The 19810-nt window shown below is 69.4% G+C and carries 18 protein-coding genes; 14 read left to right on the plus strand and 4 right to left on the minus strand.

The genetic code is table 11. From position 1 onward, the window contains the following. Window positions 1-93 precede the first annotated feature (93 nt). The gene (locus V5D55_RS02790; RefSeq protein ID WP_435747438.1) at window positions 94-2622 is read right to left on the minus strand and encodes an ATP-dependent Clp protease ATP-binding subunit; all 2529 of its coding nucleotides are present in this window, start codon (window positions 2620-2622) and stop codon (window positions 94-96) included. A 246-nt stretch (window positions 2623-2868) separates the two neighbouring features. Between V5D55_RS02790 and V5D55_RS02795 the strand changes: the two genes are divergently transcribed. From V5D55_RS02795 to V5D55_RS02810, 4 genes are all read left to right on the plus strand, one after another. Further along, entirely contained in the window at window positions 2869-3486 is a 618-nt protein-coding gene (locus tag V5D55_RS02795; protein WP_435747440.1) for a hypothetical protein, read from the plus strand. After that, window positions 3486-4262, plus strand: a complete 777-nt coding sequence (locus tag V5D55_RS02800) for a hypothetical protein (protein WP_435747442.1) — start codon at window positions 3486-3488, stop codon at window positions 4260-4262. Before V5D55_RS02795 ends, V5D55_RS02800 begins: the two co-directional genes overlap by 1 nt. Beyond that, complete coding sequence (locus tag V5D55_RS02805; protein ID WP_435747444.1) at window positions 4259-4495, plus strand: helix-turn-helix domain-containing protein; 237 nt, start codon at window positions 4259-4261, stop codon at window positions 4493-4495. The genes V5D55_RS02800 and V5D55_RS02805 overlap by 4 nt, the downstream gene beginning before the upstream one ends. A gap of 293 nt (window positions 4496-4788) precedes the next feature. Beyond that, complete coding sequence (locus V5D55_RS02810; protein ID WP_435747446.1) at window positions 4789-5238, plus strand: TA system VapC family ribonuclease toxin; 450 nt, start codon at window positions 4789-4791, stop codon at window positions 5236-5238. Window positions 5239-5241: 3 nt separating this feature from the next. Here V5D55_RS02810 and V5D55_RS02815 read toward each other — a convergent pair whose 3' ends face one another. Then, the gene (locus tag V5D55_RS02815) at window positions 5242-5625 is read right to left on the minus strand and encodes a YbjQ family protein (protein WP_435747448.1); all 384 of its coding nucleotides are present in this window, start codon (window positions 5623-5625) and stop codon (window positions 5242-5244) included. 122 nt (window positions 5626-5747) lie between these two features. Here V5D55_RS02815 and V5D55_RS02820 point away from each other — a divergent pair, with 122 nt between their 5' ends. Both V5D55_RS02820 and V5D55_RS02825 read left to right on the plus strand, forming a co-directional pair. Beyond that, window positions 5748-6062, plus strand: coding sequence for a hypothetical protein (locus V5D55_RS02820; RefSeq protein ID WP_435747450.1), 315 nt, complete (start codon window positions 5748-5750; stop codon window positions 6060-6062). A gap of 120 nt (window positions 6063-6182) precedes the next feature. Continuing rightward, complete coding sequence (locus V5D55_RS02825; RefSeq protein WP_435747452.1) at window positions 6183-7604, plus strand: dicarboxylate/amino acid:cation symporter; 1422 nt, start codon at window positions 6183-6185, stop codon at window positions 7602-7604. Window positions 7605-7667: 63 nt separating this feature from the next. On the opposite strand, the gene V5D55_RS02830 is transcribed toward V5D55_RS02825, so the two are convergent. Both V5D55_RS02830 and V5D55_RS02835 read right to left on the minus strand, forming a co-directional pair. Beyond that, window positions 7668-9398, minus strand: a complete 1731-nt coding sequence (locus V5D55_RS02830) for a cation:proton antiporter (protein ID WP_435747454.1) — start codon at window positions 9396-9398, stop codon at window positions 7668-7670. A gap of 9 nt (window positions 9399-9407) precedes the next feature. Then, a complete protein-coding gene (locus V5D55_RS02835; RefSeq protein WP_435747456.1) occupies window positions 9408-10595 on the minus strand; it encodes an FAD-dependent oxidoreductase in 1188 nt (395 codons plus the stop codon). 76 nt (window positions 10596-10671) lie between these two features. Here V5D55_RS02835 and V5D55_RS02840 point away from each other — a divergent pair, with 76 nt between their 5' ends. The 8 genes from V5D55_RS02840 to V5D55_RS02875 all read left to right on the plus strand — a co-directional run bounded on the left by V5D55_RS02840 (window position 10672) and on the right by V5D55_RS02875 (window position 19699). Then, complete coding sequence (locus V5D55_RS02840) at window positions 10672-11160, plus strand: MarR family winged helix-turn-helix transcriptional regulator (RefSeq protein ID WP_435747458.1); 489 nt, start codon at window positions 10672-10674, stop codon at window positions 11158-11160. 67 nt (window positions 11161-11227) lie between these two features. Beyond that, window positions 11228-12268, plus strand: coding sequence for an LLM class flavin-dependent oxidoreductase (locus tag V5D55_RS02845; RefSeq protein ID WP_435747460.1), 1041 nt, complete (start codon window positions 11228-11230; stop codon window positions 12266-12268). A 95-nt stretch (window positions 12269-12363) separates the two neighbouring features. After that, complete coding sequence (locus tag V5D55_RS02850; RefSeq protein ID WP_435747462.1) at window positions 12364-13632, plus strand: molybdopterin molybdotransferase MoeA; 1269 nt, start codon at window positions 12364-12366, stop codon at window positions 13630-13632. Next, complete coding sequence (gene mobA / locus V5D55_RS02855) at window positions 13629-14285, plus strand: molybdenum cofactor guanylyltransferase (protein ID WP_435747464.1); 657 nt, start codon at window positions 13629-13631, stop codon at window positions 14283-14285. The genes V5D55_RS02850 and mobA overlap by 4 nt, the downstream gene beginning before the upstream one ends. Next, complete coding sequence (locus tag V5D55_RS02860) at window positions 14282-14563, plus strand: DUF6457 domain-containing protein (protein WP_435747466.1); 282 nt, start codon at window positions 14282-14284, stop codon at window positions 14561-14563. The genes mobA and V5D55_RS02860 overlap by 4 nt, the downstream gene beginning before the upstream one ends. 146 nt (window positions 14564-14709) lie before the next feature. Beyond that, window positions 14710-16101, plus strand: coding sequence for an MFS transporter (locus V5D55_RS02865; protein WP_435747468.1), 1392 nt, complete (start codon window positions 14710-14712; stop codon window positions 16099-16101). Then, entirely contained in the window at window positions 16101-17636 is a 1536-nt protein-coding gene (locus V5D55_RS02870; protein WP_435747470.1) for an FAD-dependent oxidoreductase, read from the plus strand. Before V5D55_RS02865 ends, V5D55_RS02870 begins: the two co-directional genes overlap by 1 nt. Continuing rightward, window positions 17633-19699, plus strand: coding sequence for a molybdopterin oxidoreductase family protein (locus V5D55_RS02875; protein ID WP_435747472.1), 2067 nt, complete (start codon window positions 17633-17635; stop codon window positions 19697-19699). The genes V5D55_RS02870 and V5D55_RS02875 overlap by 4 nt, the downstream gene beginning before the upstream one ends. The last annotated feature ends 111 nt before the right edge of the window (window positions 19700-19810 follow it).

The following is a 19810-nucleotide window of genomic DNA, read 5'->3' on the forward strand; positions in this document are numbered from 1 at the left end:
AGGGGCGGATGCCGTGGCATCCGCCCCTTTCCATGATTCGGTACTGCCCTTCGTCTCGCTGCGCTCGCTCAGGAACCGCAGGGTCAGGAAGGTTTACTCGCCGCTGGCGACCGCCAGGTCGGGAGTGCCCGAGATGCCGGCGCCGGCGGTGTTCACGCCGACGGCGACCTTCTCGCCGCGCGGGCCGTGCTCGAACAGGAACTCCCCGTCCTTCGCATCGACCTTGACGTGGTCGCCCGAGTTGAGCTCGCCGTGCAGGATCTTCTCCGACAGACGGTCCTCGACCTCGTGCTGCATCGCGCGACGCAGCGGACGGGCGCCGAGAGCCGGGTCGAAGCCGATCTCGATGAGACGCTCCTTGGCGGCCTGAGACAGCTCGATCGTCATGTCGCGGTCCAGCAGACGCTCGCCGAGGCGCTTGGTGAACAGATCGACGATCTGCACCAGCTCCAGCTTCGACAGCTGCGGGAACACGATGATGTCATCGACACGGTTGAGGAACTCGGGCTTGAAGTGCCGCTTGAGCTCTTCGTTCACCTTGCCCTTCATCCGGTCGTAGCTGTTCGAGTCGTTGCCCTCGATCTGGAAGCCCACCGGACCGCCGGCGATGTCACGCGCGCCGAGGTTGGTGGTCATGATGATGACCGTGTTCTTGAAGTCCACGATCCGACCCTGGCCGTCGGTGAGCCGACCCTCTTCGAGGATCTGCAGCAGCGAGTTGAAGATGTCGGGGTGGGCCTTCTCGATCTCGTCGAAGAGCACCACGCTGAACGGCTTGCGGCGTACCTTCTCGGTGAGCTGTCCGCCCTCTTCGAATCCGACGAATCCGGGAGGGGCACCGAACAGACGCGAGACGGTGTGCTTCTCACCGAACTCGCTCATGTCGAGGGAGATCAGCGCCGCTTCGTCGTCGAACAGGAACTCGGCGAGCGCCTTGGCGAGCTCGGTCTTTCCGACACCCGTGGGGCCGGCGAATATGAACGAGCCCGAGGGACGCTTCGGGTCCTTGAGGCCTGCGCGCTGACGACGAATGGTCTTCGAGAGAGCGGCGATCGCCTCCTCCTGACCGATGACGCGCTGGTGCAGGGCCTTCTCCATGAAGACGAGCCGCGAGGACTCCTCCTCCGTGAGCTTGAACACCGGGATGCCGGTGGCCTGAGCCAGGACCTCGGCGATCAGACCCTCGTCGACGACCGCGGAGGTCGCGACGTCGCCCGCACGCCACTGCTTCTCGAGGCGGAGACGCTCGGCGAGCAGGCTCTTCTCCTCGTCACGGAGGGATGCTGCGCGCTCGAAGTCCTGCTCCTCGGAGGCGACTTCCTTCTGCTCGCGCACCTTGGCGATCTTCTCGTCGAACTCGCGCAGCTCGGGCGGGCTCGACAGGATGCTGAGGCGCAGGCGTGCGCCGGCCTCATCGATCAGGTCGATGGCCTTGTCCGGAAGGAACCGGTCGGAGACGTAGCGGTCGGCGAGGTTCGCCGCGGCCACGATCGCACCGTCGGTGATCTGCACCTTGTGGTGCGCCTCGTAGCGGTCGCGGAGACCCTTGAGGATGTTGATCGTGTGCGGCAGCGTCGGCTCGTTCACCTGCACCGGCTGGAAGCGGCGCTCGAGCGCAGCATCCTTCTCGAAGTGCTTGCGGTACTCGTCGAGCGTGGTCGCGCCGATCGTCTGGAGCTCTCCACGGGCGAGGAGCGGCTTCAGGATGCTGGCGGCGTCGATCGCCCCCTCGGCAGCACCCGCACCCACGAGGGTGTGGATCTCGTCGATGAAGACGATGATGTCGCCGCGCGTGCGGATCTCCTTGGTGACCTTCTTGAGGCGCTCCTCGAAGTCTCCGCGGTAGCGGGAGCCGGCGATGAGCGAGCCGAGGTCGAGCGAGTAGAGCTGCTTGTCCTTCAGCGTCTCGGGGACATCGCCCTTGACGATCGCCTGAGCGAGGCCCTCGACGACGGCGGTCTTGCCGACGCCGGGCTCACCGATCAGGACCGGGTTGTTCTTGGAACGGCGGGAGAGGATCTGCATGACCCGCTCCGCCTCCTTCTCGCGCCCGATGACCGGGTCGAGCTTGTTGTCGCGCGCGGCCTGCGTGAGGTTGCGACCGAACTGGTCGAGCACCTGCGAGCCGCCCTGCGCGCTCGGGGTGTCGTTCGACTGCGCGCCGACAGCGGCGGGCTCGCGGCCCGGGGCGCCGGAGAGCAGCTGGATGACCTGCTGGCGGACCTTGTTCAGGTCGGCGCCGAGCTTGACGAGCACCTGAGCGGCGACGCCCTCCCCCTCGCGGATGAGGCCGAGGAGGATGTGCTCGGTACCGATGTAGTTGTGGCCGAGCTGCAGGGCCTCGCGGAGGCTGAGCTCGAGCACCTTCTTGGCACGCGGGGTGAAGGGGATGTGGCCGGTCGGCTGCTGCTGACCCTGGCCGATGATGTCCTGCACCTGCTCGCGCACGGCGTCGAGGGAGATGCCGAGTGACTCCAGCGCCTTGGCTGCGACACCCTCGCCCTCGTGGATGAGGCCGAGCAGGATGTGCTCGGTGCCGATGTAGTTGTGGTTGAGCATCTTCGCCTCTTCTTGGGCGAGGACGACCACTCGACGGGCTCGGTCCGTGAATCTCTCGAACATGCTGTGACTCCTTATTCGCACTGGGGCGAAGCGCTACGTCAATGACGGCGATCTGCGCTTGTACATCGAGAGTAACCACCGCTCGGGCGACGTATGCCCGTGTTCGCCGTGGGCGTGACGGCCCGGCCCGCCCTCCCTTCGCGGCGGCCCCACCATCCCCGCTCCCGTGGAGAGGGTTGACGGAGTTATCGACAGTCGTTATGTTAACGTTTATCGCTAATAACGACTATCGATAAGGAGCGATCCATGAACGTCACGAAGCAACGCACGCTGTCCCGCGGCGACGCCGGCGCACTCATCGCCTTCTGCATCGCGGGCGCCGCCATCGCGGCATCCTTCACCGTCTTCTCCGTGCTCCGCATCATCGAGTTAGCCCGGGGCGTCGACGTGCCGGTGCTCGTCGAATACCCGGGCACTGAAGTGGAGGCGCCGTTCGGTGCCGGAGGCGAGACGATCACGCTCGGTCTCGATCAGGCGACCATGACCGCGCCTCAGCTGCCGATGATCGCGGCGGTGCCGGGCATCATCGCGCAGGTCATCCAGATCATCACCATCATCGTCGTCGTCGGATGCCTGATCCTGCTGGCCCGGAGCACGCTCAACGGCCGCATCTTCAACCGGCGCAACACTGCGCTCGCGATGACCGCCGGGGCCACCGGACTCATCGGCTTCGCAGCGGTGCGCTTCTTCGACAACATGCTCGCCAACGCCACGGTCTCCGCCCTCACGGACAACGCCGTGCGGAACGCGATGATCACCGTCGAGCCGTTCACCTTCATCCTCGCGGCGTTCATCCTGTCGGTCATCGGGACGGCATTCGTCATCGGCGACAAGCTGCAGCGCGAGACAGAGGGGCTCGTCTGATGATCAGTTTCGGTTCGGATGAGGTCTGGCCCTCGCTCGGCTACATCGGCATCGCTCTCGCGGTGATCGCCGTCATCGTCGGCATCGTGGCGTGGCGCGGCAAGAAGAAGGGCAGCCGAACGATCGCGCTCGATGCCGCCCTCGCCATCTCCGGGTGGTGGGTGATGCTGGCCGCCGTCGGATCCGCACTCATCATCATCATCAAGGCCTTCAGCGTGGACTTCGCCGAGTTCCACGGCGCGACCAACGTCTGGACGGCGTGGCCCGCCGACCTCCCCTGCTCCGAGTTCGGCGACAGTGGGAGCACGATGCTGACCTGCGGCGGAAATGCGCTCACCGACTTCACGGTCGGAAATGCCTCACTCGGGCTGCGGCTCCTCTCCGCCGCTGCGCAGCTCACGACAGGAGCGCTGACGATCATGCCCGCATTGATCCTGGCGATCATCTGCTTCCAGACACTGCGCGGTGCCACGTTCTCGCGCATCGTCACCCGCGCCCTCACCGGTGGCGCGGTCGCCGTGCTGGTGCTCGGGGTGGCATCCGACCTCCTCGGTTCGATCGCGGCCACTGCGGGACTCCGCGAGGTCTTCGAGCCCGGAAGCGAGTGGTATCCCGGGGGCTTCCAGCTGACCGTCACGCCGCTGCCGTTCGTCGGCGCCCTGGCGCTCGTCGCCCTCGCCGCGGTCTTCCGCGAGGGATCCCGCCTCCAGCAGGAGCGCGAGCAACTCGCACAGGAGACGGCGCGGCTGCAGAAGGACACGGAGGGCCTGGTGTGAGCCCGGCCGAGAACGACGAGGAGTTCACCGGCATCCACTGCCGTCTCGACGAGCTGCTCGCCGAACGCGACATGACCCTGACCGAGTTGAGCGGACTGGTCGGGGTGAGCATCGTGAACCTGTCGGTGCTGAAGAACGACCGCGCGCGGGCGATCCGCTACTCCACGCTGCGAGCGATCTGCGATGCGCTCGGGTGCGAGGTCGGCGAGCTGCTGGTGCTGGCTCCCCATTGATGACCTGCAGGTGCGGAGGCAGATGTCTGCACCCCGGCGTATGCTGATATGCATGCGCACCACGTTGAACCTGTCGGATGCCCTCGCGGCGGAGGCGAAACTCCGAGCCGCGTCCGAAGGGCAGACCCTGACGAGCTTCATCGAAGAGGCTCTGCGTGATCGCCTGGCGAAGAGCGCGAAGCCGGCCCGGCACATCCGCTTCCGACTTTCGGCGATCCGAGCACGTCGCGCTTCCTGGTCGATATCGATGACCGCGATGCGCTGTGGGAGGCGCTCGACGAGGTCCCGGCGCGGTGATCGTTCCCGACGTCAACGTTCTCGTCTACGCGTTCCGCGCCGACGCTCCCGAGCACCACGCCTACGCAACCTGGCTCAACGACGCGATCGCTCGGGAGCCGATCGGCGTCTCTGACACGATCCTCAGTGGGTTCCTCCGCATCGTCACGCATCCACGCATCACCACCGCGCCCGCCCCCATCGAGGCCGCGATGTCGTTCACGCGCAGCCTGCTCGCGGCGCCACGCACCCAGTGGGTGACGGCGGGAGCACCCGCCTGGGATCGGCTCGGCGCCCTCGCGGCGGATGATGCGGGAATCCGCGGCAATCTGGTTCCCGATGCGTACATCGCCGCCCTGTGCCTGACGAACGGCGCTCGCCTCGCCACCCGCGATCGTGGCTTCGGGCGATTTCCTCAGCTCCAGTGGTTCGATCCGGCGTCAGAGGTGCGAACGTCGGCGACGTGAACCTCAGGCGGGCGGCGGAGTCGGAGGCGCAGATGCGGGAGGCGCAGATGCGGGAGGGGCGGATGCTGCGCCGAGCGGCTCCACGACGACTGCAGTGCCGTACCCGCAGACCTCGCTGAAGTTGCCGATGGAGCCGGTGTCGAAGCGCATCGCCACGACCGCGTTCGCGCCGCGCTGCTGCGCCTCCGCCCACATCCGCGCCATGACGACCTGACGGGCTTCGTACATGACCTGGGTGTACTCGGGGATCTCGCCACCGCCGAGCGAGCGGAAGCCTGCGGCGAAGCCCTGCCCGAAGTCGGTCGACCGCACGGTGAGGCCCATGACCTCGCCGAGGACCTGCGTGATGCGATAACCGGGCACGTCGTTCGTGGTCACGATGAACATGAGGACATCGTCGCAGAAGATCCGTCGTCCCGACAGGGAAACGACGTCCACACACCCCCCTTCTGCCCACGTGCCGTCGCCGATAGCGTTGCCACATGAAGGTGAACGAACACAATCTCCGAATGCCCGCCCGCCTCCTCCTGGCGCTGCCCATAGCGGCGCTCATGCTCTCGTTCGCCGCGTGCGGTGGTCCGAGCCGTCCGTCCGCCGACGACGTTGCCGACGGCATCCAGGAGATCTACGAAGATCTCCCGCAGCATGACCTCGTGACAGACCCCGTCGCCCTCTGCTTCGCTGAAGCGCTCGTCGATTCCGACGTGAGCGACGAGACGCTGGCGTCCATTGCTGACGGGGAGGACAAGCCGAAGAAAGAGGACGAGGCGATGACCACCAAGATCCTCCAGGACAAGCAGAAGGAGTGCTTCGCCGCCGAGTGACCGCGCGGCAGCATCCGTCATCCTTCGTCATATCGACCCGGGGAATGAAGCGGCGCTCCTAGCGTTAGGCGTTATGGCGCGCACTCGGCTCGCCGCGATTCCTGGAGTTCCCCACACACCATGAGCACCACCGCACGCGCCCAGAAGGCGCCTGACACCCGCGGTCCGGTCCGGAAGCTGCTGACCTCGTTCGGCTTCCAGATCCTCGCCGCCCTCGTCCTCGGCATCGCCGCCGGCCTGATCGCCCGTCAGCTCGGCGCGACATCGGAGAGCCCGAACGGACTGTCCGCGACGCTCGACACGATCGGCAGCTCGTACGTGACGCTGCTGCGCGCCGCCGTCGTGCCGCTGATCTTCACGGCCATCGTCGCGAGCATCTCGAACCTGCGCCGCGTGCAGAACGCCGCGCGCCTCGCAGGCCAGACCCTGCTGTGGTTCGCGATCACCGCGCTGATCGCGGTCAGCATCGGCATCGTGCTCGGACTGGTCATCCAGCCGGGCTCCAAGGCCGGCGACGGTCTCACGCCCGGCGAGCCGTACACGGTCGGCACCTGGTGGAACTTCCTTCTCGGACTCATCCCGCAGAACTTCCTCGGCATCGGCGCGAGCACGCAGGTCGACCTCGAGACCGGCAGCGCCACCTCGAGCATCAGCTTCAACATCCTGCAGGTCATCGTCGTGGCCGCGGCCGTGGGCATCGCCGCCCTCAAGGCCGGCAAGAAGGCCGAGCCGTTCCTCGCGTTCACCGAGTCGCTGCTCAAGGTCATCCAGCGCGTGCTGTGGTGGATCATCCGCATCGCACCGCTCGGCACCTTCGGCCTGATCGGCGCCGCCGTCGTCGAGTACGGCTGGGAGAAGCTGGCCTCGCTCGCCTGGTTCGCCGCCGCGATCTACATCGGCCTCGCGCTCGTGATCTTCGTGGTCTACCCGATCCTGGTGAAGACCCACGGCCTGTCGATCAAGCAGTACTTCTCCGGCGTGTGGCCGGCCGTGCAGCTGGCCTTCGTCAGCCGCTCGTCGATCGGCACCCTGCCGCTCACCGAGCGCGTCACCGAGCGCAACCTCGGCGTGCCCCGCTCGTACGCCTCGTTCGCCGTGCCGTTCGGCGCGACGACCAAGATGGACGGCTGCGCCGCGATCTACCCGGCGATCGCCGCGATCTTCGTCGCCCAGTTCTTCGGCATCGAGCTGAACTTCGTGCAGTACCTGCTGATCGTGATCGTCTCGGTCGTCGGCTCGGCGGCCACCGCCGGCACCACCGGCGCGACCGTCATGCTCACACTGACGCTGTCGACCCTGGGCCTGCCGCTCGAGGGCGTCGGCCTGCTGCTCGCGATCGACCCGATCCTCGACATGGGCCGCACCGCGGTGAACGTCGCGGGGCAGGCGCTCGTCCCGACGATCGTCGCGAAGCGTGAGGGCATCCTCGACGAGGAGCTCTACAACGCGCCGCGCGAGGGCCTTCCGTTCGCCGACGACTCCGACGACGACGCCCCCGAAGCGGATGCCGCCACCGACAAGGAGCCGGTCAGCGCTCGCTGAGCTCGCTTCACCGAAGCGCCTCGTCCTCCACGGAGGGCGGGGCGCTTCTGCGTACGCGCTGCGTTATGCGCGCCCTTGCTGGCGGGTGGCACCACGGGTGTCGAGGGCGAGCTCCTCGGCATCCATCGCAGTGAGGAGCTCGCGCATGACCTCCTCGTCGAGGTTGCCGGCGTCGCGCTCCGCGAGCAGGATCTCGCGCCGCACCTGCAGCCAACCGCGCGACAGCGCGACGAGGTCCTCGTACGACGGCCGACTCGCGGCGACCTCCACCTGCTGCGCCTCATCGGTGTCCTTGCCGACCCGGGTCATGCGCTTCGCGAACGCATCGAAGAGCGGCATATCGACCGGCCCGTGCTTCGCCTCCCACTCGAGGCGCTTCTCGTCGAGATACGCCTTGCCGGCCTCGCGGCTCTTCTCCTTCACCGCCGCCAGCGCCTTCTCGTCCTCCGCGTGATCGACGTCGCTCGCGATTCCGAGGCGCTTGATGAGAAGGGGCAGCGTCAGCCCCTGCAACAGCAGTGTCGCGACCGTGACGATGAAGGCGACCACGACGATCGCATGCGAAGCCTCGTCGTCGAGGGCGGCGAGGTCGGCCGCGGCGAGCGCCGTCGCCAGCGTCACGACGCCGCGCATCCCGGCCCAGGAGATCACCGCGTTGTCCTTCGCAGAGAGCTGGAGTCCCGCCATCCGATCGCGGACGATCTGCGATCGCAGCTCCTCGGAGCTGTACTGCCTCCAGCGACCGGACTGTTCGCGACGCTTGTCGAACGCGCCGGACGCGATGCCCCGGTCCATGCGGGCGAGTCGCCGGCGGTCCTGGAAGTTCGACCAGGCGCTCACCGGATAGATGTACAGCGGACGCACGATGAGCACGACGAGCAGCACCGCCCCGGAGAGCAGCAGGATGTGCTCCACCGATTCGCTGCCGAGGTCGCGGAGCACACGGGGGAACTGCAGGCCGATGTAAGCGAACACGAAGCTCTCCAGCAGCAGGTCGGCCGAGAGCCACAGCGGCTTCTCCTGCTGCCGGGTCGTGTAGTCGGTGCGCGGGGCGTTGAACCCGACGAAGAGCCCCATCGCGACGACGGCGAGCACGCCGGAGCCGAGCAGATGCTCCGCGATCGCGTAGGCGCCGAAGGGCGCCAGCAGCCCGAAGGTGCCGATCACCACCGGGTCGCTGATGCGCATGCGCAGTTGGTGCAGGACGATACCGAACACGAGACCGACGGCGACGCCGACGCCGACCGCGAGCAGGAACTGCCCGATCCCGTCCCAGACCGACACCGCAGTCCCGGTCAGGATCACGGCGAACACGCGGTACAGCGTCAGCGAGGTCGCATCGTTGATGAGGCTCTCGCCCGAGAGCACGGTCATGATGCGCCGCGGCAGGCCGAGCTTGCGGCCGATCGCGGCCGCGGAGACGGCATCCGGCGGGGCGACGATCGCCCCGAGCAGGAGCGCCCCGGGGAGCGTGAGCGACGGGAAGATCCACCACGCCACGAACCCGACCGCGACGGCCGTGAGCAGCACGAGCGTGACACCGAGCCGTCGGATCTGCGGCAGGCTGCGCTTGAAGCCGACGAAAGAGACGTCGAGCGCCGCCGAGTAGAGCAGCGGAGGCAGCACCAGGTTCAGCAGCAGGTGCCCGTCGATGTCGACCTCGGGCACGAAGGGCAGGAAGGATGCCGCGAGCGCCACGACCGTGACGAAGAGCGGTGCCGGCCAGCCGCGCCATCGCGCGACCGCCGCCACCGCGACGGCTCCGACGAGGACGTAGAAGATCTCGGCATCCATCGGGCCAGGTTAGCGCGCGACCTCCTCGACGACGCCGCGGTACAGGTGGTTGTTGCGGGTGTCTGATGAGGCTTTGCGCAGGAACATCGGCAGCATCGCATCGCGCAGGGCGATCCCCAGGCGTGAGCGGGTCACGCGCTTCTGCTTGTTAACCGCCCGCGCGTAGCGCACGACCTCTTCGGCGCGCGGCTGGCGCAGCGACTGGTACTGCGAGAACGCGGCGGCGTGGTCTCGTTCCTCGCGCAGGCAGCGGGCGAGGACGAAGGCATCCTCCAGGGCGAGGGACGCCCCTTGGCCCGCGCTGGGCGAGGTCGCATGCACGGCATCGCCGACGGCCACCACGCGGCCGCGCTGCCAATGCGGCACGTGCAGCAGGTCGTACAGCGGATAGGCACCGATCTCGCCGTCCACGTGCGCGAGGATCTCGGACACCGGAGACGGATCATCCGCGTGCAGCTCGCGCAGGCGCTCGAGCCAGGTCGCCGCCGGGACACGACGGAAGCTCTCGCGATCCTGCTCGGGCTCGGTGGTGTTGGCGAACCAGAGCACCGTCCCGTCGTCGCGCACCAGGTAACCGAAGAAGGAGCGGGCGCCGAACACCATCCGCTGCGTCTGCGGTGTCGGCGCGAGTCCGGGGACCCTGGCCGTGCCGCCGACGCTCACGAGCCCGCTGTACGCAGGCTCGGGCGCGCGGTCGTCGATCCACCGTCGCGTGGGCGAGCCGACGCCGTCGGCGCCGATGACGATATCGCCCTGGGCGGTCCGGCCGTCGGCGAACACGGCGGTCACCGTCTCCCGCTCCTCGCGGATGTCCCGCAGGCGCGCGCCGAGAGTGATCGGGATGCCGGCGACCGTCACGGCGTCGCGCAGGACCTGATTCAGCCAGGCCCGGCGCACGACGGCGCTCCCCCGGTCGGGGTCTCCGGCCGGACCGTTCGGCACGACGCCCAGCAGCGCGCCGCGGCCGCTGTACATCTCCATGTACGGGCAGCGGTGCGCATCCTCCATGAGGCGCTCCCGCAGTCCGACCTCCTCGAGCACCGCGAGGCCGTTGGTCGCGACGTTGAGGAAGAGACCTCCGTCCGAGGCGTGCTCCGCCCGCGCCTCAAAGATCGCACAGTCCCAGCCCTGCGGGGCGAGGAACAGCGCCGTGGCCGTCCCCGCCACTCCGCTGCCGATGATGAGCGCTTTGGGCATGTCGTCCTCCCCTAGTCTGGAAACAGAAGTCGAGAGTCTCTGAATTAGAGTCTCTCTATATTGGAGAGAATATCTGATGGCCGAATACTCGTCAAGCCGATCCGACGCGCTCGAGCGCCATGGCGCCGCGATGCGGGAGTTCATGGCGCGCGCCGTGCTGTTCCAGGAAGCGGTCGCCCGATCCGGCGGTCTCAACGGCACGGACCTCCAGCTGGTGGGCCTTCTCATGAGCGAGGGCCCGACCACACCGGGAGAGCTCGCCCGGCGCGCGGGCCTCACCGCGGGCGGAGCCATCACGGCCGCGATCGACCGTCTGGAACGCGGCGGATACGTGACACGGTCGCGCGACTCCGACGATCGCCGACGCGTGCTCGTCGCGGCCGTGCCGGAAGCCGTGTTCGCGCGCGTCGGTGATGTGTACGGCAGGGTCGCGACACGGTGGGGCGAGTATCTCGACACCCTCAGCGACACGGAGCTCGCCTTCGCGACGGATCTGCTCGAGCGGGCCGCAGCCGTCAACCGCGAAGAGGTCGAGAACCTCCGAGGAGAGACAGCGCCGCGCTGACCGCAGTTCCGTCCGCACAGGACCGCGTCCGGGAATGCCCCGCCTGCGCTCCCGGTTGCAACGAGAGATGTCCGATATCGCTCTCTCCGTCCTCGATCTCGTCCCGGTGCGCTCCGGCCAGACCAGTGCCGAGGCCATCGCCTCCTCGCTCGATCTCGCCGCGACTGCCGACCGCCTCGGCTACCGCCGTTACTGGTTCGCCGAGCATCACAACATGCCGGCCGTGGCGTCGACCACTCCCCCGGTGCTGATCGCCGCCGCGGCGATGCGCACCACGAAGGTGCGCCTGGGATCCGGCGGAGTGATGCTGCCGAACCACGCCCCCCTCATCGTCGCCGAGCAGTTCGCCGCGCTCGAGGCCATCGCCCCGGGACGCATCGACCTCGGTCTCGGCCGCGCACCGGGCAGCGACCCCGTGATCACGCAGCTGCTGCGCCAGGCGGGCACGTCGAGCGACGTCGAGCAGTTCCCCCGGCACGTGCAGGACATCGCCGCGCTGGTCTCCGGCGACGGCGCGACGCTGCGCTTCACCTCGGGCGGCGAGTACACGGTACGCGCGACGCCCGCGGCCACCGGCACCCCGGAGGTCTGGCTGCTCGGATCGAGCGACTACTCGGCGCAGCTCGCCGCATCCCACGGCCTCCCGTACGTGTTCGCGAACCACTTCTCCGGGCAGGGCCTCGAGCGGGCGCTCGACCTCTACCGCACCGGCTACCAGCCGAGCGAAGAGCACCCGGAACCCCGCACATTCCTGACCGTGAACGCCGTCGCCGCACCGACCGCGGAAGAGGCCGAGGCCCGCGCACTGCCACAGCTGCGCATGATGGCGCGCCTGCGCCTCAACCAGCCGCTCGTCGCGCTCGACACCGTGGAGCAGGCGCTGGCCACCGAGACGGATGCCGCCACCGACCAGGTCACCGAGGCCGCACGGTCGCGCTGGTTCGTCGGCACCGGTGAAACGGTCGCCGCCGAGGTGCGCTCGTTCGCCGCGAAGTACGGCGTCGAAGAGGTCATGCTGTCGCCCGTCGCGGCATCCTACGATTCCGAGCCGAAGGACACCGCACCCGGCCGCACGCAGACCCTCGAGCTCATCGCCGCAGCGCTCTGACACTGAGCACTGACACTGAGCACTGCCGCAGCGCTCTGACGCTGAGCTCTGACGCAGAGCGCACTGACACAACCCGCCCGGCGTACGCTGAATCCATGCGCCCCTCCCCCCTCTCGGCCCGCACCGGGGCGGCTCGCCGATCGGTCGAGGAGCATCTCGGGATCATCCTCGCGGGCACCGATGCGCTGCCCGCGGAGACCCTCGCGCTCGTCGACGCCGTCGGACGGACTCTCGCGGCTCCCGTGCAGGCACGCGTCGACGTACCGCTTTTCGACAACTCCGCGATGGACGGCTTCGCGGTGCACCACGAAGACGTCGCGGACGCCGGCCCCGAGCATCCGGTGATCCTGCGCATCGTCGCCGACGTCCCGGCGGGTTCGCCTGTCGATCCGCCTCTCGAAGCCGGCGAAGCCGCCAGGATCATGACGGGCGCACCGATCCCGACCGCGGCGAGCGCAGTCGTCCCCGTCGAGGACACCCGCGGCGGATTCGCGGATTCGATGACCGCCGTCGAGGTGACCGCGAGCCGTCGCGGCGAGGGCGCCCACATCCGGCGCCGCGGCGAGGATGTGCGGGCCGGCGCAGAGGTCGCGCCGGCGGGGACCGTCATCGGTGCACTGCAGGCTGCGGCATTCGCCGCATCCGGTGTCGACCGCGTCGACGTACGCCGGAAGCCCCGCGCCGCGGTCATCTCGACCGGTAGCGAGCTCGCCCCGCCCGGCGGTGCGTTCGAGCGCGGACAGATCCCGGAGTCGAACTCGCTCCTGCTGTCGACCCTGTGCCGGGAGGCAGGAGCCGATGTCGTCTCCGTGATGACGGTGACCGACGACGATGCCGTCTTCCGTGCGGCGCTCTCGCACGCCGTCGACGACCTGCGCGCGGATGTCGTGATCACGTCGGGCGGAGTCAGCGCCGGCACGTACGAGGTCGTCAAGAGCGTGCTGCGCGACCGCATCGACTTCGTGTCGGTGGCGATGCAGCCCGGCGAGCCGCAGGCGTTCGGACACGTCGGCGACGCGCTCGTCTTCGGCCTGCCCGGCAACCCCGTGAGCGTGGCGGTGTCGTTCGAGGCGTTCGTCCGACCCGCTCTCCTGGCGCTCCAGGGGCGCGTGCCGCTGCACCGTCCGATGCTCCGCCTGCCCGCCACCGCGGACTGGCGCACGAAGGAGGGTCGTCAACAGTTCGTGCCCGCGCGCGTCGATCGCACCGACCCGGCCGCCTGGTCGGTGCGACCGGCGACCTCGGGCGGCTCGGGATCGCACCTCGCGGTCGGTCTCGGGCAGGCCGAGGCGTACATCGTCGTACCAGAGCACGTGTCGACGATCGCGGTCGGGGACCTGGTCGACGTGCTGCTGGTCACATGACGGATCGAGCGGATGCCGCGGCGATCGTCCTCGCCGGCGGCCGCGCGTCCCGCCTGGGCGGAGTCGACAAGCCGCAGCTGGCGGTCGGGGGCTCGACCCTGCTCGACCGCGCAGTGCGGGCGGTCTCCTGGTGCGAATCGATCGTCGTCGTCGGACCGAGGGCTGCGGTGGACGCCGGCCGTGCAGGCTCGCGCATCGTGTGGACGCGGGAGACGCCGGCGTTCGGTGGACCCGTCGCCGCGATCGCCGCCGGGCTTGCACTCATCGGCTCCGACGAGGTGTGCATCGTGTCCGCCGACACCCCGCGCGCCGAGGAGGCGGTCGCCCTGCTGCGCGAGCATCCGTCCCGCGACGCCGATGGCGTCTGCCTCACCGATCCCGGAGGCCGCGTGCAGTGGCTCATCGGCCGGTATCGCACCGCGCCCCTCCGCGCCGCCCTCGCCGCACTCCCCGACTCCGGCCGGGATGCGTCGATCCGCGCTCTCGTGTCGGGACTCCGCCTCGACGTCGTGTCGGGCGGCGACCTGGCGGTCGACGTCGACACGTGGGACGATCTGGAGCGCGCGAGAGCACGAGCACTGTCCACGCGAGCACAGTCCTCACGCACGCAGTCCGCACCATCAGCGCGACCCGACGAGCAGGAGACGAAATGACCGACAAGCCCTCGCATCTCCCCGTCGAGGCGCTCGACGAATGGACGACCGCGGTCTGCGCCCGACTGGATCTGGATCGGACAGACGTCGATGTGGCACGGATCCTCGATCTCGCCCGTGACGTCGCGCACGGAGTCGCCCGCCCTGCTGCCCCGCTGAGCGCCTTCCTCGTCGGCCTTGCGGCCGGTCGCGCCGGCGGATCACCGGATGCCGCAGAGACCGCATCCGCCGCGATCAGCGACCTCGCGGCGACCTGGCGCACCGACGATCGGTCGTGATCGGTGGCGCCTCAGGCGCCGATCTCTCATCGGTGACCGCCCCGGTGTGAACCAAAAGTAATCCTCCCGACATCGCAGAGGCGTGACCGGGAAATACGCGCCCCCTACGTTCAGAGCACCCTTCCTCTCGAACTGCAGGAGCCGCGATGTCTCAGACGCTCGGAAACACCCAGGTCGACGTCTCGACCACCACCCTCACCCGCCGCGATGGTCGCTGGATCGACGGCTGGAACCCGGAGGACTCCGCATTCTGGGCCGCCGAAGGCCGCTCCATCGCCCGGCGCAATCTCGGCTGGTCGATCTTCGCGGAGTTCCTCGGATTCATCGTGTGGCAGCTGTGGAGCATCGTGGTCGTGCTGCTCCCCGCCGCAGGCTTCACGCTCTCGACGACCGAGTCGTTCTGGCTGATCTCGCTGCCGAGCCTCGTCGGCGCGACGCTCCGGTTCCCGTACACGTTCCTCGTCGCGCGGTTCGGCGGCCGCAACTGGACCATCGTGTCCGCCCTGCTGCTGCTGATCCCGGCCGTCCTGCTCGGCATCGTGGCGCAGAACCCCGAGACGCCCTTCGGCCTCATGCTGCTCGTCGCGGCTCTGGCCGGCTTCGGCGGTGGCAACTTCGCCAGCTCGATGTCGAACATCACCTACTTCTTCCCGCAGAAGGAGAAGGGATGGGCGCTGGGCCTCAACGCAGCCGGCGGCAACCTCGGCACCGCGGTCGCCCAGCTCGCCGTACCCATCGTCGTCTCGCTCACCGCCGCGCTGACGTTCAACCTCTCGTTCGCCGGCTGGATGTGGATCCCGCTCATCCTCCTCGCCGCCTGGGGCGCATGGCGGTACATGGACAACCTGTCCTCGGCGAAGGCCGACTTCGCGGGTACCGCCGCCGCCCTCCGCGAACCGCACCTGTGGGTGCTGTCGCTGCTCTACATCGGCACCTTCGGGTCGTTCATCGGCTTCTCGAGCGTCTTCCCCAAACTGATCGCCGACACGTTCCCGGAGTTCTCGACCTTCCAGATCGGCAGCGTGTCGCTCACACTCGCTTTCCTCGGCGCGCTCGTCGGATCGCTCGCCCGCCCCTATGGCGGCAAGCTCGCCGACCGCTTCGGCGGGGCACGGATGACGATCGCCGCGTTCGGCCTGATGATCGCCGGGGCGCTCTCCCTCCTGTTGACGCTCGAGAGCGACAACTTCGCGGTGTTCCTCGGATGCTTCCTGCTGCTGTTCATCGCCGCCGGCCTCGGCAACGGATCCACCTACCGGATGATCCCGAACGTGTTCGCCGCCCGCGGTGCGGCCACGGCGGGCGACCCGCTGACCGTGAGCACCCAGCGCAAGGGAGCCGCGGCGCTCGGCCTGATCTCCGCCATCGGCGCCTACGGCGGATTCGTCATCCCGCAGGTGCTGGCCACCGCGAAGAACGCCACCGACTCCTACGCCCCGGCGTTCGCCGGCTTCGTCGGCGCGTACGTCGTGCTGCTGCTCATCACGGTCCTCGTCTACGCGGTCCCGCGCACGTCCCTGGCCGGGCACCGGATCTGATGACCCTCCGGATCGTCGTCGTCGGCGCGGGGCCCGTCGGCATCCGCTTCGCAGAGGAGCTCCTGCCACTCGTCGCGGAGAACCGCGTCGCCGTGACGGTGGTGGGCGCCGAGACGGCCGACCCGTACAACCGCGTGCTGATCGGCGAGTACGCCGTGGGCGAGGTCGCGGCATCCGAACTCATCCTCGTCACCGCCGGCGGCCTGCCCGGCGTCGACCTGCGCCAGGGCGCGCGTGCGGAGCGGATCGATCGCGAAGCGCAGCAGGTGGTGCTCGACGACGGATCGTCGGTCGGCTACGACCGCCTCGTGCTCGCGACCGGTGCGCGGCCGATCATCCCGACGCTCGACGGCCTGCACGCGCTGGGCCCGGACGCGACCGGCCTCGACACCCGCCTCACCACCGGCGTCTGCGTGCTGCGCGATCTTTCGGATGCCGAGCAGGTGCGCCGCGTCGTGGAACAGGGCGGCCGGGTCGTCGTGCTCGGCGCGGGCGTCCTCGGCATCGAGCTGGCCATGCTGCTCGCCGACGCCGGAGCGACCCCGGCGGTGGCGCATTTCGGTCCGATCCCGATGCCGCGTCAGCTCGACCGCGGTTCGGCATCCGTCCTGGCATCCGCTCTCGCGTCGGCCGGCGTCGTGCTGGTGCCGCACACCCGCGCCGAAGCGGTGATCGTGCGCGAGGACGATCACGGCGAACGCCTCTTCCGCGCGTTGGTGAGCGCCGATGCGAAGCACATCGAAGGCGATCTGCTCGTGCTCTCCTGCGGCGTGCGGGCGCGGACCGAGCTCGCCGAGGGCGCCGGGCTCCGCGTCGGGAACGGCGTGCTCGTCGACAGCACCCTGCGTTCATGGACCGACCCCCGCATCCACGCCATCGGCGACTGCGCGCACATCGCCGATCCGACGCGGCACCTGCACGAGAAGCACGTTCCCGGCGGGCCCAACGGCCTCGTCGGCCCCGGATGGCGCCAGGCCGCGTGGCTGGCCGCGCAGATCCGCGCGGAACTCGACGATGCCGATACGGCATCCTTCCGCGAGGAACAGCCGGGCGTCGTGGTACTGAAGGGCGAACTCGTCGACCTCGTGTCGGCCGGTGATGTCTCCGCCGACCCGTTCGCCCCGGTGCCCGTAGGCGAGGACGCGCCGGGGATCGCGGTCTGGGCAGATCCCGAGCACGGCACCTACGTCAAGATGGCGACCCGCAACGGGGTCCTGACCGGATTCGTCGCTGTCGGAATGCCCCGGGCCGCAGCCGAGCTCAGCGTGCTCTATCTGCGCGGCGGTGAGCTGCCCGCCGACAGGTCGCTGCTGCTGCGCCTCGACGATCCCGACGAGGTCGAGCCTGCCGGTGGTCGTGACGCCACGCTGTGCATCTGCAACGACGTGACGATCGGCCAGGTGGAGGACGCCATCGACGACGGCTGCGCCACGGTCGCCGAGGTGGGCGGATGCACGCGCGCCGGGACGGGATGCGGCGGATGCCGGGCACGCATCGCCGAGCTCGTGCACGCACACTCGGGGGCGGCGGCATGACCGACACGCACTGCCCGTACTGCGCGCTGCAGTGTGCGATGACGCTCACCCCGACGGTCGACGGATCGCTCCCGGTCAGCGTCTCCGGCCGCGACTTCCCGACCAACCGCGGCGGGCTGTGCAAGAAGGGCTGGACCTCGGCCGAACTCCTCGGCGACCGCGGCAGGCTGACCACGCCCCTGGTGCGCGGCGACGACGGCGAACTGCACCCCGCGGAGTGGGATGAGACGCTCGACCTGCTGGCGGCACGCATCCGGGAGATCGCCGCCGAGAGCGGACGCGACGCGATCGGGGTGTTCGGCGGGGGCGGCCTGACGAACGAGAAGGCGTACCAGCTGGGCAAGTTCGCCCGCATCGCGCTCGGCACCTCGCGGATCGACTACAACGGACGCTTCTGCATGTCGTCGGCCGCGGCGGCGGCGAATCGCGCGTTCGGGATCGACCGCGGACTCCCGTTCCCGCTGACGGATCTCGACACCGCAGAGACGATCCTGATGCTCGGCTCGAACGTGGGCGACACCATGCCGCCGTTCGTATCCCATCTGCAGGGAGCGCGGGCGCGCGGCGGTCTCATCGTCGTGGATCCGCGGCGCAGCTCGACGGCGCGGCTCTGCGCCGACGGCGGCGGCATCCATCTCCAGCCGGTCCCCGGTGCCGACCTGGCGCTCCTGCTGTCGACCATCCACGTGGTGATCACCGAGCAGCTCTACGACGCGGGGTACGTGGCACAGCGCACCTCGGGGTTCGATGCCCTGCGCCAGTCGGTCGCTGCCTGGTGGCCCGAGCGGGCCGCGACCGTGACGGGGGTGCCTGCGAGCAGCATCCGGGATCTCGCGCGCCGACTCGCGCGCTCCGACTCGGCGTACATCCTCACCGGCCGCGGCGTCGAGCAGCACGTCGACGGCACCGACACCGCGACCGCGGCGATCAACCTCGCTCTGCTGCTCGGGCTGCCCGGCACGCCGGGCTCGGGATACGGAACGCTCACGGGGCAGGGCAACGGCCAGGGCGGGCGCGAGCACGGCCAGAAGGCCGACCAGCTGCCGGGCTACCGCAAGATCACCGACCCCGCAGCGCGCGCACACGTCGCCGCGGTCTGGGGCGTCGACCCCGACGACATCCCCGGTCCCGGCGTGCCGGCCGTGGAGCTGCTGCAGGGCGCAGGATTGCCCGACGGGGTACGGGCACTGCTCGTGCACGGCTCGAACGTCGTCGTCTCGGCGCCGAACGTCGCGACCGTGCGCGAGGCGCTCGGCCGCCTGGACCTGCTGGTGGTGTCGGACTTCTTCCTCTCCGAGACCGCGCGGATGGCCGACGTCGTCCTCCCCGTCCTGCAGTGGGCGGAAGAGGAGGGGACGATGACCAACCTGGAGGGGCGGGTGCTCCGGCGGCGACGGGCCACCGAGCCTCCGGTCGGCGCACGCAGCGAGCTCTGGATCATGGCGGAGCTCGCCCGCCGCCTCGACGCTCCCGGCGTGTGGAGTCTCGAACCGACCGAGGTCTTCGACGAACTCGCGCGGGCGTCCGCCGGCGGTCTCGCCGATTACTCCGGTCTCAGCCACGCGCTGCTCGACCTCGGCGTCGAGGCGCACTGGCCCTTCCCGGTCGGCAGTCTCGGCACGCCCCGACTGTTCGCCGATCGCTTCGCGCATCCCGACGGTCGCGCCCGACTGGTCGCCGTGCGGGTGGAGGAGCACGAAGCGGCGGATGCCGGGCGGCTCACGCTCGTCACCGGTCGGCTGCTCGAGCAGTATCAGAGCGGCACGCAGACGCGCCGGGTCGCCGAGCTCACCGCGAAGCGCCCCGCACTCATCGCGCAGCTGCATCCGGCCACGGCACGAGGGCACGGCATCGGCGAGGGCGACGGCATCCGCATCGAGAACGACCGCGGCAGCGTCAGGGCCCGCGCCGAGCTGACCCGCGACATCCGCCCCGACACCGTGTTCCTGCCCTTCCACTATCCGGATGCCGAGAGCGTGAACCTGCTGACCGACGATCGGCTCGACCCGATCTCGGCGATGCCCGAGTTCAAGCGCGCACTGGTGAGCGTGACGGCGATCTGAGCCGACGCGCCCGATCGGCCGCTGTCAAGGCCTGTCTTTCCGCGCGCACCAGGCGTAGCGTCGCGATCAGAGTCACCGGTGGGGCAGCCCGCCGTGTCACGCAGTGGAAGG

This window comes from Microbacterium sp. PMB16 (genome assembly GCF_051294855.1).
Lineage (GTDB): Bacteria > Actinomycetota > Actinomycetes > Actinomycetales > Microbacteriaceae > Microbacterium.